The organism is Rhizobium sp. 01L410 (genome assembly GCF_056400165.1).
On the sequence record NZ_JBFTST010000004.1, the window covers coordinates 27,023 to 41,436 of the forward strand.

At 62.3% G+C, this 14,414-nt stretch carries 8 protein-coding genes; 6 read left to right on the top strand and 2 right to left on the bottom strand.

Going from position 1 to position 14,414, the window contains the following annotated elements; translation table 11 throughout:
- Window positions 1-84: 84 nt before the first annotated feature.
- The 6 genes from AC1DV9_RS09905 to trxA all read left to right on the top strand — a co-directional run bounded on the left by AC1DV9_RS09905 (window position 85) and on the right by trxA (window position 12,066).
- Window positions 85-2,673 carry a sensor histidine kinase gene (locus AC1DV9_RS09905; protein ID WP_112517922.1) on the top strand — a complete coding sequence of 863 codons (2,589 nt, stop codon included), beginning with the start codon at window positions 85-87 and terminating at the stop codon, window positions 2,671-2,673.
- Complete coding sequence (tsaE, locus tag AC1DV9_RS09910; RefSeq protein WP_477947566.1) at window positions 2,670-4,187, top strand: tRNA (adenosine(37)-N6)-threonylcarbamoyltransferase complex ATPase subunit type 1 TsaE; 1,518 nt, start codon at window positions 2,670-2,672, stop codon at window positions 4,185-4,187. Before AC1DV9_RS09905 ends, tsaE begins: the two co-directional genes overlap by 4 nt.
- A 13-nt stretch (window positions 4,188-4,200) precedes the next feature.
- A complete protein-coding gene (locus AC1DV9_RS09915; protein WP_477947567.1) occupies window positions 4,201-4,932 on the top strand; it encodes a nucleotidyltransferase family protein in 732 nt (243 codons plus the stop codon).
- Window positions 4,933-4,935: 3 nt separating this feature from the next.
- A complete protein-coding gene (addB, locus tag AC1DV9_RS09920; protein ID WP_477947569.1) occupies window positions 4,936-8,130 on the top strand; it encodes a double-strand break repair protein AddB in 3,195 nt (1,064 codons plus the stop codon).
- Window positions 8,123-11,671, top strand: a complete 3,549-nt coding sequence (gene addA, locus AC1DV9_RS09925) for a double-strand break repair helicase AddA (RefSeq protein WP_477947570.1) — start codon at window positions 8,123-8,125, stop codon at window positions 11,669-11,671. The genes addB and addA overlap by 8 nt, the downstream gene beginning before the upstream one ends.
- Window positions 11,672-11,745: 74 nt before the next feature.
- On the top strand, window positions 11,746-12,066 hold the full coding sequence (gene trxA, locus AC1DV9_RS09930; RefSeq protein ID WP_112386023.1) for a thioredoxin: 321 nt from the start codon (window positions 11,746-11,748) through the stop codon (window positions 12,064-12,066).
- A gap of 47 nt (window positions 12,067-12,113) precedes the next feature.
- Here the strand turns inward: trxA and AC1DV9_RS09935 are convergent, their stop codons facing one another.
- Together AC1DV9_RS09935 and accD are read right to left on the bottom strand one after the other, a co-directional pair.
- Window positions 12,114-13,466 (bottom strand): bifunctional folylpolyglutamate synthase/dihydrofolate synthase, encoded by a 1,353-nt coding sequence (locus tag AC1DV9_RS09935; protein ID WP_477947572.1) that lies wholly within the window; start codon window positions 13,464-13,466, stop codon window positions 12,114-12,116.
- Between the two features lie 33 nt (window positions 13,467-13,499).
- Window positions 13,500-14,402, bottom strand: a complete 903-nt coding sequence (gene accD / locus AC1DV9_RS09940; RefSeq protein ID WP_112386021.1) for an acetyl-CoA carboxylase, carboxyltransferase subunit beta — start codon at window positions 14,400-14,402, stop codon at window positions 13,500-13,502.
- Between the last annotated feature and the right edge of the window lie 12 nt (window positions 14,403-14,414).

Genomic DNA, 14,414 nt, shown 5'->3' on the forward strand with positions numbered 1-14,414 from the left:
TTCGTGGCCCGGACTCGTCCGTTTGCCCGAAAATGGGATGTCTTGTCGTGATGCGGCACATTAAAGGACGGAGACAGACCGGGAATGCCGGACGTAGAGAAAAGCCTGCCAGCACAGGTGGATGACGGCGCTCGGCCCGATATCCGCCAGGTAGCGGCAGCACAACACAATACACCTGCGGCGGCCGGGCGGGCCGTGAAGCAGGGAAAAAGCTCGCTGACGCGGCTGGCGAAGATTTGTGCCGGTGGCACGGCGATAGCAGCGCTTGCGCGGCCGGTTCTGGCTCAGGTCGAATCCGAGGCTGCGGCATCGGCACACCTCTTCACGTCATCTCAGGTCGTCGGCGTTTCCGTTGTCATCGGGGTCATCTCCGCGGCTCTGCTTTCTACCCTCTGGCTGGTGCGCCAGCGCGGCAACCTGGAAACCGAGAGCCGCGATATCCGCACCGCGCTGTCGGACGCGCAGCAGCGCATCTCGCAATATCAGGCGCTGATTGCCGACAAGAACCGCCGCATCGTCGTCTGGGACGGCAGCGAGCGCCCGGAACTGCTGGGACAACTGCCGGCCGAAACAGGTGCGCCGCAGGACAACGAATTCCTGGCATTCGGCCTGTGGCTGAAGCCCCGTTCGGCATCCGAGCTTGACCATGCAATCGACCGCCTGCGCGAAGCAGGCCAGAGCTTCGATATGGTGGTCGAAACCAATCGCGATGAAATTCTCGAGGCGCAGGGCCGTGTTTCCGGCGGCCGCGCCTTTGTCCGCTTTGTCGCGCTCAACAATCTGCGCGCCGAACTCGCCGAACTGAAGATCGAGCGCGAACGGCTGATGTCGTCGATCTCGGCCTTCCAGAGCCTGCTCGATGCCATCGACCTGCCGGCCTGGCAGCGCGACGTCGAGGGCCGCCTGACCTGGGTCAACCAGGCTTACGGCGATGCCGTCGAGGCGAAGTCGCCGCAGCAGGCAATCAACGAGAGCCGTGAATTCCTGACGACGATCGCCCGCGAGCGCATCCGCGCCACGGCAACGCCCGAATCGCCTTTTCACGACAAGATTTCCACCGTCGTCAGCGGCAACCGAACATTCTTCGACGTCGTCGATGTCAAGGTTCCCACCGGCTCGGCGGGCATCGCCATTGACGTCTCGGATGCCGAGGCGGTTCGTGCCGAGCTTGAGCGGACGCTGAAAAGCCACGCCGAGACCCTCGATCATCTGGCAACACCGGTTGCGATCTTCGACGGCGAGCAGCGGCTGCAATTCTATAATCAGGCCTTCGTGACCCTCTGGGAGCTCGATATCGCCTTCCTCGAGCGCAAGCCTGACAATGCCGAGCTTCTCGAGCGGCTGCGGGCCGCCAAGAAACTACCTGACCAGCTGAACTGGAAGAGCTGGAAGGAAACAGCGCTTTCCGTCTACCAGGCACTCGATACGAAATCCGACCTCTGGCATCTGCCGAACGGCCAGACGCTGCGTGTCTTCGCCACGGCGCATCCGCAAGGCGGCGCCACCTGGGTATTCGAGAACCTCACCGAGCAGGTCGATCTCGAAACGCGCTACAACACACTGGTGAAGGTTCAGGGCGAGACGATCGACCACCTTTCGGAAGGTGTTGCGGTGTTCGGGCCTGACGGACGAATCCGCCTGTCGAACCCTGCCTTCCGCGTCCTCTGGGGAATCACCGAGGCCGAAGCCAAGCCGGGTACGCACATCCGCGCCGTCGGCGAAGCCTGTGCTCCGTCGTATGACAAGCCGGATGGCTGGAAGACCTTTGCCGAGCTCATCACCAGCTTCGACGACGAACGCCGTTCGAGCCAGGGCACGCTGGAACTGTTCTCCGGCCTCGTGCTCGATTATGCAGTGATACCGCTGCCGAATGCACAGACGATGCTGACCTTCGTCAACATGACGGATTCAGTGCGCGCCGAGCGCGCCCTGACCGAGAAGAACGAAGCGCTGCGCAAGGCCGACGAGCTGAAGAACGATTTCGTTCAGCACGTTTCCTACGAGCTCCGTTCGCCGCTGACCAACATCATCGGGTTCACCGATCTGCTGCGCACGCCGGGCGTCGGTCCGCTGAACGATCGGCAGGCCGAGTATATCGACCATATCGCCACTTCCTCGTCTGTCCTGCTGACGCTGGTCAACGACATTCTCGACCTCGCAACCGTCGATGCCGGTATCATGCGGCTGAACTATTCCGAGATCGATCTCAGCGACCTGCTGGATGACGTCTCGATGCAGATCGCCGACCGGCTGCAGGAAAGCGGCGTAACGCTCGAGATCACCTCACCGTCGCAGCTCGGCACCATCGTTGCCGATTCGCAGCGCCTGAAGCAGATCCTGCTGAAACTGCTGTCGAATGCCGCCAACTTTTCGCCCGAGGGCGCGGCGATCGCGCTTGAATGCCATCGCGAAGGCACCGATTTCGTATTTTCGGTCGCCGATCGTGGCCCGGGCATCTCGCAGGAGATGATCGCTACTGTCTTCGATCGCTTCGCCACCGGTGCAAAGAGCGGTAAGCGCGGTGGTGCCGGTCTCGGTCTCTCGATCGTCGATAGCTTCGTCAGCCTGCATAACGGCAAGGTAACGATCGACAGCAAGCCTGGCCGCGGCACCACGGTCGTTTGCCGGATTCCATCCGTCAACCTGCCGCGTGCCGTCGCAGCCGCCGAATGACGGCCGACGCTGGCGCGATCTCCCTGTTTCTGGAAGACGAGGCGGCAACCGGCCGTCTCGGCGAAGATCTGGCGCTCGCCGTCAAGCCGGGCGACTGCCTGACGCTGTCGGGTGATCTCGGCGCAGGAAAATCGTCTCTGGCCCGTGCGCTGATCCGCGCCATCGCCGACGATCCGGCATTGGAAGTGCCAAGCCCGACATTCACGCTGGTCCAAGCCTATGATCTTAGAATTCCGGTTGCGCATTTCGATCTCTATCGGCTTGCCGATGGCTCCGAGCTTGAAGAGCTTGGTTTCGACGAGGCGCTGCAATCGGGTATCTGCCTCGTCGAGTGGCCCGAGATGGCCGCGGACGAGATGCCTGGTGATCGGATTGAACTGACCCTGACGCACGAGGGCGCCGGGCGCCGCCTGACCATCAAGGCGCCGCCGAAGAAAGCCGAGCGTATCCAGCGCGTCCTGGCTATCCGGACATTTCTCGCCGGTCTCGGCTATGAAGAAGCCGGACGGCGCTTCCTGACGGGCGATGCGTCGTTGCGCGCCTATGAGGCGGTCTATCCCGCGGCAGGCGAGCGGAAGATCCTGATGGATTGGCCGCCGCTGCCGGAAGGACCCGCAGTCCTTGACGGCAAGCCCTACCCGAAGGTCGCCCATCTTGCAGAAAACGCCTATCCCTTCGTTGCCATCGCAGATGCTCTGCGGCAGCGCGGCTTCGCAACGCCTGAAATCTACGGCGTCGACTATGACCAAGGCTTATTGCTGATTGAGGATCTCGGAACCGAAGGTGTTCTTGATACCGGCGGAAAGCCGATCATCGAGCGTTATCGCGAAAGCGTCGTCTGCCTCGCGCATCTGCATGGCATGCAGATCCCACAGGATATTCCCGTTACAAAGGATCACATTCACCACATCCCGGATTTCGACCGGACGGCGATGAAGATGGAAGTCCGCCTGCTGCTCGACTGGCATCTGCCGTGGAAGCGCGGCGGCCAGGCAGCCTCGGATGCGGAGCGGGACACGTATCTCGCGATCTGGGACGATCTCATCGACCAGCTGGCCGATGCCGAAAAGAACCTGCTGCTACGCGATTTCCATTCGCCGAACATCATCTGGCGCGGTGACCGGCAGGGGATCCAGAAGATCGGCCTGATCGATTTCCAGGACGCGATGATCGGCCCGACGTCGTACGATCTGGCATCGATCGCCCAGGATGCGCGGGTCACCATCGAGCCTTCGCTCTTCCAGGAGCTCATGGAAGACTATCTGTCGATCCGCCGGGCCCAGGGCGGCTTCGATGAAACGTCCTTCCTGAAGAGCTGGGCGATCATGTCTGCGCAGCGCAATTGCAAACTTGCCGGGCTCTGGGTGCGGCTGTTGCAGCGTGACGGCAAACCGGGCTATCTCAAGCATATGCCGCGTACACTCGCCTATCTCCAGGTGGCCCTTGAGCATGAAGCGCTCGCCCCCTTGCGCGAATGGTGCGCAAGGGCTGGAATAGGCATCAGCGAATCATAAGTTCCGGACCACAATGACAATCAAACAAGCCATGGTATTGGCGGCGGGCCTCGGTACCCGCATGCGCCCGATCACCGATACGATGCCGAAGCCGTTGGTGAGGATCGGCGGCAAGCCGATGATCGACTATACGCTGGACTCGCTGAAGCAGGCAGGCGTCGAACGCGCTGCCGTCAACGTCCACCATTTCGCCGACCAGATGGAAGCGCATCTGAAGTCATATCACGGGCTCGATATCCTGATTTCCGACGAGCGCGGCGGCCTGCTGAACAATGGCGGTGGCATCGTCAAGGGCCTGACGCTGCTCGACCGAGAGACGACCTTCGTGATGAACGCCGATCTCTTCTGGATCGGTGAACAGCCGGGTGCGCCCAGCAATCTCGATCGATTAGCCGGATTCTTCGATGCCGGCAGCATGGACATGGCAATGCTTTGCGTGCGCATCGAGAACACGACCGGCCATAACGGCATCAATGATTTCAGCATGGCAGCGGATGGCCGCCTGACACGCTACCGGGACGACCAGTCGAACCCCGTCGTCTATGCCGGCGCCTTTGCGATGCGGCCTGAATTTCTCGACGATGCGCCGCGCGACCCCTTCAACATCAACAGTTATTTCGACAAGGCGATCGGACGCGGCAGGCTCTACGGAATGATGATGGACGGGCACTGGCTGACCGTTGGCACGCCCGAAGCCGTCGATGAAGCAGAGGAAACGATCCGGCAATTCCGGACGTTTGCCTAAGCGATGAGCGAGCGTCATCAGCCGCGCATCCTGACGATACCGGCAGGAGCGCCGTTTCTGAAAGTGCTCGCGCAAACGCTTTGCGACGGCCGGCTGACGCCGCTCTTCCGGCACGACCCCGACGATCCGCTATCACTCTCCAAAGTCACGATCTACCTACCGACCAGGCGCGCCGCCCGTGTGCTCCGCTCCGAATTCGTCGATCTGCTCGGCGGCCGCTCAGCCATTCTGCCGGTCATCCGGCCACTCGGTGAGACGGACGACGACAGCGGTTACTTCGAGGAGGCGCTGCCTGCGACCCTCGACCTTGCGCAGCCACTTTCCAACACTGCCCGCCTGCTGGAGCTCGCGAGGCTCATCCTTGCCTGGCGGAACAGGCTGCCGGATATCGTCCGCCGCATCCACGCCGAGTCGCCTCTCGCGGCCCCGGCGAGCCCGGCGGATGCAATCTGGCTGGCGCGCAATCTGGCCGAGCTGATCGACTCGATCGAGACTGAGGACCGCGAATGGGCAGAGCTTGCCAATCTCGACGCCTCCGATCATGCACTCTGGTGGCAGCTGACAGCGGAGTTTCTGCAGATTGCCAGCGCCTTCTGGCCGGAACGGCTGGCCGAACTCGGGCGCTCGTCCCCTGCCCGGCACCGCAACGCAATTTTGCGCGCGGAAGCGAACCGTCTTGCAACGTCCCGGCCGGCGGGACCGATCGTCATAGCCGGCTCGACGGGCTCCGTGCCTGCGACCGCCGATTTGATTGCCGCCGTTGCCAATCTTCCCGAGGGCGTCATCGTGCTGCCAGGCCTTGATCTGTCGATGCCGGACGAGCATTGGCGAATGGTAGAACCGGATCCGCAACCAGGACGAACGGCCAATCCTGCGAGCCGCAGCCACTCCCAATACGGTCTGTCGCATCTGCTGAAGCGCCTGAAACTGACGCGCAATGATGTCGCCCCGCTGATCGACGCGGAGCCTGACCTGCAACGGCGCGCTGAGATACTATCGCGGGCGCTTGCACCAGCAGAGGCGACAAGCGGCTGGGGCGAGTGGAAGAACGAGCTTCCCGCGGACGCGATGGCGGCAGGCTTTGCCGGCGTGGCGCTGATCGAGGCGGCCAACGAGCGGGAGGAGGCAACGGCAATCGCCATCGCCTTGCGCCTTGCCCTGGAAGAGCCGGGCCGCAACGGCGAAAGCCAGGCAGCGGTGATTACGCCCGATCGCAATCTCGCGCGCCGCGTCATGTCCGAACTCGCCCGGTTCGGCATTATCGCCGACGATTCGGCCGGTACGCCGCTTTCTGCGATGCCGCAGGGCACTTTCCTGCAGCTGGTTCTGGAAGCGACGCTACGGCCCGGCGATCCGGTGGCGCTGGTGGCGCTCCTCAAGCATCCGCTCACGCATTTCAGCCTTGAGAAGACCATTTTGACAAGCGCCGTCGAAGCGCTCGAGCTTCTCGCGCTGCGCGGCGGCGTTGCCGAGGTCGATATCAGCACGCTACCGGCCCTGCTGGAGCGTCAGCTTGCCGAACAGCAGGCCGATCGCTATGCGCCGAACTGGCGGAAGTCGCTGCCATCGGATGCGATCGATCAGGCCCGGGATCTGGCGCAACGGATCGCAGCTGCGACCGAGCCGCTGGCATCGGCAATGGTCAAGCGTGGGCCTGACGGGCGCAGCCTGACAGTGAACCTGCAGCTCTCCGAATGGGCCTCAAGGACCGGCAGCGTGCTCGAGGCCGTGGCTCGCGATCACCGCGGCGACCTTGCCGGTCTCTGGAGCGGAGAAGCCGGCGATGCGCTCGCAGCGCTGCTCGGCGAAGTAATCGACACCAACGGGCAGATCGAGGCAGACGGTCCGCAGTGGATCGACATCATGACGGCATTATCGGCCGGACAGGCTGCCAAGCCCCGCGCGCTCAGCCATCCCCGGGTTTTCATCTTCGGTACGCTGGAAGCCCGTCTTCAGGCTGTCGACACGCTGGTGCTCGGCGGTCTGAACGAAGGTTCCTGGCCGGGGCAGACGGCCAACAACCCTTTCATTTCGCGGATGATGAAAACGGAGATTGGCCTTGAGCCGCCGGAGCGGCGTATCGGGCAGCTGGCCCACGATTTCGAGATGGCGAGCGGCACCCGGAAGCTGATCTATACGCGCGCACTCCGCCAGGGCTCGACGCCGACGGTTGCCTCGCGCTGGCTGCAGCGTCTACTGGCTTTGGGCGGCACCGCTTTCGAAGCCGCGCTGAAGGACCGTGGCGAAAAATTCGTGCACTGGGTCAGTCTTCTCGATGACGGCAAGGCCCAGGCGCCGGCGCAGCGCCCCTCGCCGGTTCCACCCTCGGAACTGCAGCCAAAATCCTATTCCTTCAGCGAAGTCGGCCGCCTCCGGCGCGATCCCTATGCGATCTACGCGCGGCGTATTCTGCGGCTCGACCCTGTCGAACCGTTTAACCGCGATCCCGGTGCCGCAGAACGTGGCACGCTCTATCACGCGATCATCGACCGCTTCGTGCGCGAAGGGCACATCGCCGGAACGACTGACGGCGAACGGGCGATGGAGGCTATCCTCAATGATCTTTTTGACAGGGAAGAGCTGCCGGCCCATATCGACGCCGTCTGGCGGCCGCGCTTTCGCGAGGTCGCCCGCAGCTTCCTGGCGTGGGAAGCCGAGCGGCGGCCAGGCATCCGCAAGACAGTGACCGAAGTCCGTGGCAGCGTCGAGCTGGAGACAATCAACATCCGGCTAACGGGCATCGCCGACCGGATCGATATTACCGGGCCGAAATCTGCCGATATCATCGATTACAAGACCGGCTACAATCCTTCGCCTGCGCAAGCGCGCGCCTTGCTCGACCCACAGCTGGCTCTCGAAGCTGCCGCGCTGAGCGCCGGTGCCTTCCGCGATGCCGGCAGCCTCATTCCGCAGGATCTGCTTTACGTCCGCCTTCGGCCTGGCAGCCGCTTCCGGGCCGATACCGTCAACAACGAGAATTCGACACGCAGCGACAAGGCGAAGTCGGCGCTCGATCTCGCCGAGGAATCGATCGATCAACTCGTCAAGTTTGTCTCCCTGCTGCAATCCGGCGAGCGGGGCTTCACGTCACGGCTTATCCCGGCACAACAGTTCGAGTTCGGCGGCGACTACGATCATCTGGCCCGGGTTTCGGAATGGTCGACGGCAGAAGACGAGGAGGCCAGTGGCGATGAATGACATTACCGCTCTCCCCGATAGCGACGATCCGGGCGTCTGGATCGGCTGGACGACCATTCAGCAGGCGATCGCCTCCGATCCGTTACGCTCGGCATGGGTGTCGGCCAATGCCGGATCCGGGAAGACGCACGTCCTGACGCAACGCGTGATCCGGCTGCTTTTGGCTGGTGCTCGGCCTTCGGCGATCCTCTGCCTGACCTACACCAAGGCCGCGGCCTCCGAAATGTCGAACCGCGTCTTCGCGCGGCTTGCCGAATGGGCGGTTCTGCCGGATCAGGAATTGAGCAAACGCATCGCGCTGATCGAGGGAGAAACACCCGATCGCGTCAAACTCGCCGAAGCACGGCGACTCTTTGCCAAGGCGCTGGAGACGCCCGGCGGATTGAAGATCCAGACGATCCACGCCTTCTGCGAGGCGCTGCTGCATCAGTTTCCGCTGGAGGCGAATGTCGCCGGTCACTTCTCGGTTCTCGACGACCGGGCAGCGGCGACCCTTCTTGCGGATGCGCGCCGTTCGCTGCTGACGGCGACGGGACCCGAAGACGATCAGATGCTTGCCGAAGCGTTCTCATACGTTCTCAACCTTGGCGACGAAAGCGGGCTGGAAGCGCTGCTCGAAGAGATTGTCGCCAATCGCAACGCCATCCGCCGCTTCACGCAGGCCGCCGAAGCGCATGGCGGGATCGCCGCGGCACTGCGCAAGAACCTGAATCTTTCCGATACGGAGAGCGAAGCCAGCATCGCCGCGCAATACTGGCCGCTACCGGAGCTTTCCGGGCTGACGCTCGATCTCTACATGACGCTGGCGGCACAGAAAGGCGGCGCCAAGGCGCAGGAGGTTGCCTACGGTCTTCGCCAAACCTCGAACGAGCGAAGCGCGTCGAAGCGGGCCGAACTTCTGGAGAAGATCTTCCTGAAGGTGGACGGGCAGCCGAAAACGGATTCGCAATTCACCGTGAAGGCGATGCTTGCCGATGCGCCAGAACTGACGGCGGCGATCGCAGCTGCCCGCGATCACGTCGTCGCCTGCCGGGACCGGCTGAAAATCATGCGGATGTATACGGCGACGCATGCGGCGCTCGTGCTCGCCGAGCGCCTGAAACGTGACTATGAGTCCCTGAAAAAGCAGCGCAGCCACCTCGATTTCGAGGACCTGATCACGCGCACGGCCGATCTGCTAACGAAAAGCGGCATCGGCCCATGGATCCACTACAAGCTTGACCAGGGCATCGACCACATTCTCGTCGATGAAGCTCAGGATACCAGCCCGATCCAATGGAGCGTCATCCAGTCGCTGGCGGAGGATTTCTTCTCGGGCGAGAGCGCCCGGCCAGTGATCCGCACGCTGTTTGCCGTCGGCGATGAGAAGCAGTCCATCTATTCTTTCCAGGGCGCCCGGCCGGAGCGCTTTTCGGAAGAAAGCAAACGGACGCAGCGAAAGGTGCAGGCCAGCGGCCAGCAGTTCACGCCGGTGCGCCTGCCGCTGTCGTTCCGTTCGACGTCCGACGTTCTCGCCGCTGTCGACCATGTCTTCACGCCACCTGAAAATGCGCGCGGGCTGAGCGCCGAGGGCGAGCCGGTCATCCACCGGTCAAGCCGGATCGGCCATCCAGGCGCAGTCGATCTCTGGGCAATGGTCGCGCCCGAAGTCGCCGTCAAGGACGAGGACTGGACGGCCCCTTTCGATGCCACGCCCGAGAGCGCGCCACCGGCGATCCTGGCGCGACGCATGGCGCATACGATCGAGACGCTGGTCGGACATGAAACGATCGTCGAGAAGGGCAAGGAGAGGCTGATCGAGGCCGGCGATATTCTGGTGCTGGTTCGAAAGCGTGACAGTTTCGTCAACGCGCTGACGCGGGCGCTGAAACGGCGGAATAACATTCCGGTCGCCGGTGCCGACCGCCTGAAGCTGACGAGCCACATTGCCGTGCAGGATCTGCTGGCGCTCGGGCGCTTCCTGCTTCTGCCGCAGGACGATCTTTCGCTCACAGCGGTGCTGAAAAGCCCGCTCTTCGATCTCACGGAAGACGATATCTTTGCGCTGGCGGCGCTCCGAAGCGAACATCTGAGCGTTTGGAGCCATCTGCAGCGCTTCGCCGCCGACGGCCACGAGCGCTTCGTGGCGGCGGCGAAACGGCTTGAGCTTTTCCTGGAGCAATCACGAAGCCTGTCTGTGCATGATTTCTACGCCCGTGTGCTTGGCGTTCACGGTGGCCGCAGCCAGTTTCTGGCGCGGCTCGGCACCGAAGTCAGCGATATTCTTGACGAATTCCTGACCTTCACGCTCGATCACGAGAATTCCGGCCTGCCCGGGCTGCAATCCTTCATCTCGACGCTCGAACTCGAGGCGCCCGAGGTGAAGCGCGAGCAGGACAAAGGGCGAAACGAAGTGCGCATCATGACGGTGCATGCCTCGAAGGGCCTGGAGGCGCCGATCGTCTTTCTGGTCGATAGTGGCGGCAAGGCGTTTACCCATACGCACATGCCGAAACTGAGGTTGCTCGAGACAGCCAATGAGGATCCGATGCCCGTCTGGGTGCCGGTCGGCGATCTCGCCAATTCGCGTACGCAAGCCGACGCCGCCCGCATCCAGACATTGGCGGAAGAGGAATACCGCCGCCTGCTCTATGTGGCGATGACGCGTGCAGCCGACCGGCTGATCGTTTGCGGCTATCGTGGCGTGCGCGCCAATACCGATACATGGCATGCGATGATTTCAACGGCGATGAGCGAAAGCCATCCTCAGGTGAACGCTGTCGAATTCGAAGGGCCGGACGGCAGCTGGCCGGGCGTGACCTGGCGGGTTCCGCAGGTGGAGCGCAGCTTCGAGCGGGCAGAACAGCTGGCGGAAAAGCGCGAAAAAGACGTCCTGCCCGCCGGTATACTCAAGCCTCTGCCGCCGCAGGGAGCGCTGCCGCGACCCCTCAGCCCATCGGGCGCGGGTACCGTCATCGACGAAGAAGCCGATGACCTTCTGGTGAACTCGCCTTTGTTCAGCACTCCGGAGCGGTCCGACAGGTCGCTGGAAAAAGGCCGGTTGATCCACCGCATGCTGCAGATGCTGCCTGACATCCCGCCTCAGGAGCGCCAGCTTGCCGCCGAGCGCTATGCCGGGCGCGCGGCGCGCTTCTGGCCGGACGCCGAGCGGCGCCGACTGGTCGATTCGGTTCTGAAACTATTGGGCGAAGACAGCCTGCAGCCGGTCTTTGCAGCCCATGCCCAGCCTGAAGTTTCGATCATGGGCACGCTGGACCTTGACGGGAAACACTATGCCGTATCGGGCCGGGTCGACCGTCTTGCGGTGCTGACGGACCGGGTGGTTGTCCTCGATTACAAGACCAATCGCGTCCCGCCGGAGACCGAGGACAGCGTTCCCTTCGCACACAAGGCGCAGCTTGCGATCTACCGGGAAATCCTGAGACCGCTTTATCCCGGCAAGGAAATTGAGTGCGTGCTCGTCTACACCGAAAACGCGACGGTTCACCGCCTCACCGAGCGGACGCTTGAATTGGCGCTTGCGGCACTCAAGACAAAGTGAAATACCGGACATTGAAATTGTGACACCGCACCATCACATGTGGTTCAACGATAATTCCCGTGAAGGAGCAGCCTATGGCTACCGTGAAAGTCGATATCAATAACTTCCAGTCGGAAGTTCTGGAATCTGCAGAACCTGTTGTTGTGGATTTTTGGGCTGAATGGTGCGGCCCGTGCAAGATGATTGCCCCGAGCCTCGAAGAGATCGCGACCGAACTGGCCGGTAAGGTCAAGGTTGCCAAGCTCAACATCGATGAAAACCCGGAACTGGCTGCTCAGTTCGGCGTTCGCTCGATCCCGACGCTGGCGATCTTCAAGGCTGGCGAAGTTGCCGACATCAAGGTTGGCGCCGCTCCGAAGACGGCTCTTTCGAGCTGGATTTCCAGCGCGGCCTAAAACGCTTTCGCATTCAACGAAAAAGCCCGGCTTCGACCGGGCTTTTTTCATTTTGGTGGCGTGCCGTTATCCGAGAGAACGTCGCCGACCAGATAGAGCGAGCCGCCCATCAGGATGCGTGGCGGCGGCTTGGCCGGATCGAGGATTTCCTTGATCGCATCGAGCGCGTCTCCGACGGTCGACATCGGCTCGGCCACCAAACCGGCGTCGTAGGCAGCATTGGCCAGAATGACCGGGTCGATCATCGCATCGCTTCCGCGGATCGGAACGCAGAAGACCTTCTCCGCCAGTCCGGCAAACGCCTTGAAATAACCGACGGGATCCTTCGTGTTGATCATGCCGGTGATCAGATAGAGCGGTCTTGGCAGCTTTTCCTCGAAATTCGCCATCGCCTCGGCGATCACCTCGCCGGCGCCGGGATTGTGTCCGCCATCGACCCAGATTTCCGCACCGGCAGGTGCGTGCGACATCAGCCGCCCCTCGGTCAGCCGCTGCAGACGCCCGGGCCATTCCACACCCTGAAGCGCCTTCTCCATCATCGCTTCGGTGACGACGAAACCGGCGGCCTTGACAGCGCGGATGGCAGCAGCGGCATTGGCATACTGATGGCGGCCGGGAAGGCGCGGTAGCGGCAGATCGGCCAAGCCGAATTCATCCTGATAGACGAGACGGCCATATTCCTCGTGAGCCATGAAATCCTGGCCATAGACGGCGGTCGGGCAATGCAGCCGCTCGGCGGTCGACATCAGCACCTCAAGCGCTGCGTCATAAGGCTGCTGGCCAATGACGACAGGATGCTTCGCCTTCATGATGCCTGCCTTCTCGGCGGCGATCAGCTCCACCCGGTCACCGAGATAGGGCTGATGATCCAACGAAATCGGCATGATGACCGAGACGGCCGGATCGGAAATGACATTCGTCGCGTCGAAGCGGCCGCCAAGGCCGACTTCGATAACAGCTGCGTCGGCAGGCTGTTCGGAAAACAGCAGGAAGGTGACGGCCGTCAGGATTTCGAAAACGGTGATCTTCTGGCCGCCATTGGCTTCCGCGACGCGGCGCACGGCATCGGCGAAAACCGCGTCTTCAACCAGTTGGCCGCGTCCGCCCTTGACGCCTATGCGGTAGCGCTCGTGCCAGTTCACCAGGTGGGGCGAAGTGTGGACGTGAACGCTGTAGCCACCAGCTTCGAGGAGCGCCCGGCAGAAGGCCGTAACCGAACCCTTGCCGTTGGTTCCGGCGACATGAATTACCGGCGGCAGCTTATCCTGCGGATTTCCGAGAACTTCCAGCAGGCGGGTGATCCGCTCCAGCGACAGATCGAAGCCCTTGGGATGCAATCCCAGGAGCTTGTCTATTTCCTGTGCTGCCTCGCTCACGACGGTCTGACCCCTGGGTATCATTCGGCCCTCCGCTCAGGCAGGTTTCTGGATCGATCAGGCGCTCGCTGCCAGCGCGACCGCACTGCCGTTGGTAACGACGGTGTTTGCCGGCTTCTTCGTCAGGATCTTCAGGACCCGCGCCAGCGTATCGGGGATATCGTGACGCTTGATCACCATGTCGACCATGCCGTGTTCCAGCAAATATTCCGACGTCTGGAAGCCTTCCGGCAGCTTTTCGCGGATCGTCTGCTCGATGACGCGCTTGCCGGCAAAGCAGATTTCCGCACCCGGCTCGGCCAAATGAAGATCGCCGAGCATGGCATAGGAAGCGGTCACGCCGCCCGTCGTCGGGTTGGTCAGAACGACGATATAGGGCTGGCCTGCTTCCTTGAGCATGTCGACGGCAACGGTGGTGCGCGGCAGCTGCATCAGCGACAGAATGCCTTCCTGCATGCGGGCGCCGCCGGAAGCTGGGAACATTACCAGCGGGCATTTCTCGGCAATGGCACGTTCGAATGCCTTGACGATTGCCTCACCGGCAGCGATGCCGAGCGAACCGCCCATGAAGTTGAATTCGTGCACGACGGCGACGAGCTTCAGGCCACGTACCTTGCCGACACCGGCAACGATCGTGTCTTCCTGCTCCGTCTTCAGGCGGCTGTCGCGCAGGCGATCTGTATACTTCTTGGAATCACGGAACTTCAGCGGGTCCTGAGCCACCTTCGGCTGCACCAGCGCTTCATATTCGCCATTGTCGAACAGATCGAGAAGACGGGCCTTGGCCGGCATCTTCATGTGATAGCCAGACGCCGGGATGACCCACTTGTTGTCTTCCAGATCCTTGTGGAAGACCATCTCACCGGTTTCTGGGCACTTGATCCAGAGATTTTCAGGAACTTCGCGGCGGCCCAGCATGGAATTGATCCGCGGGCGTACGTAGTTGGTGATCCAGTTCAAGTCGAAAACTCC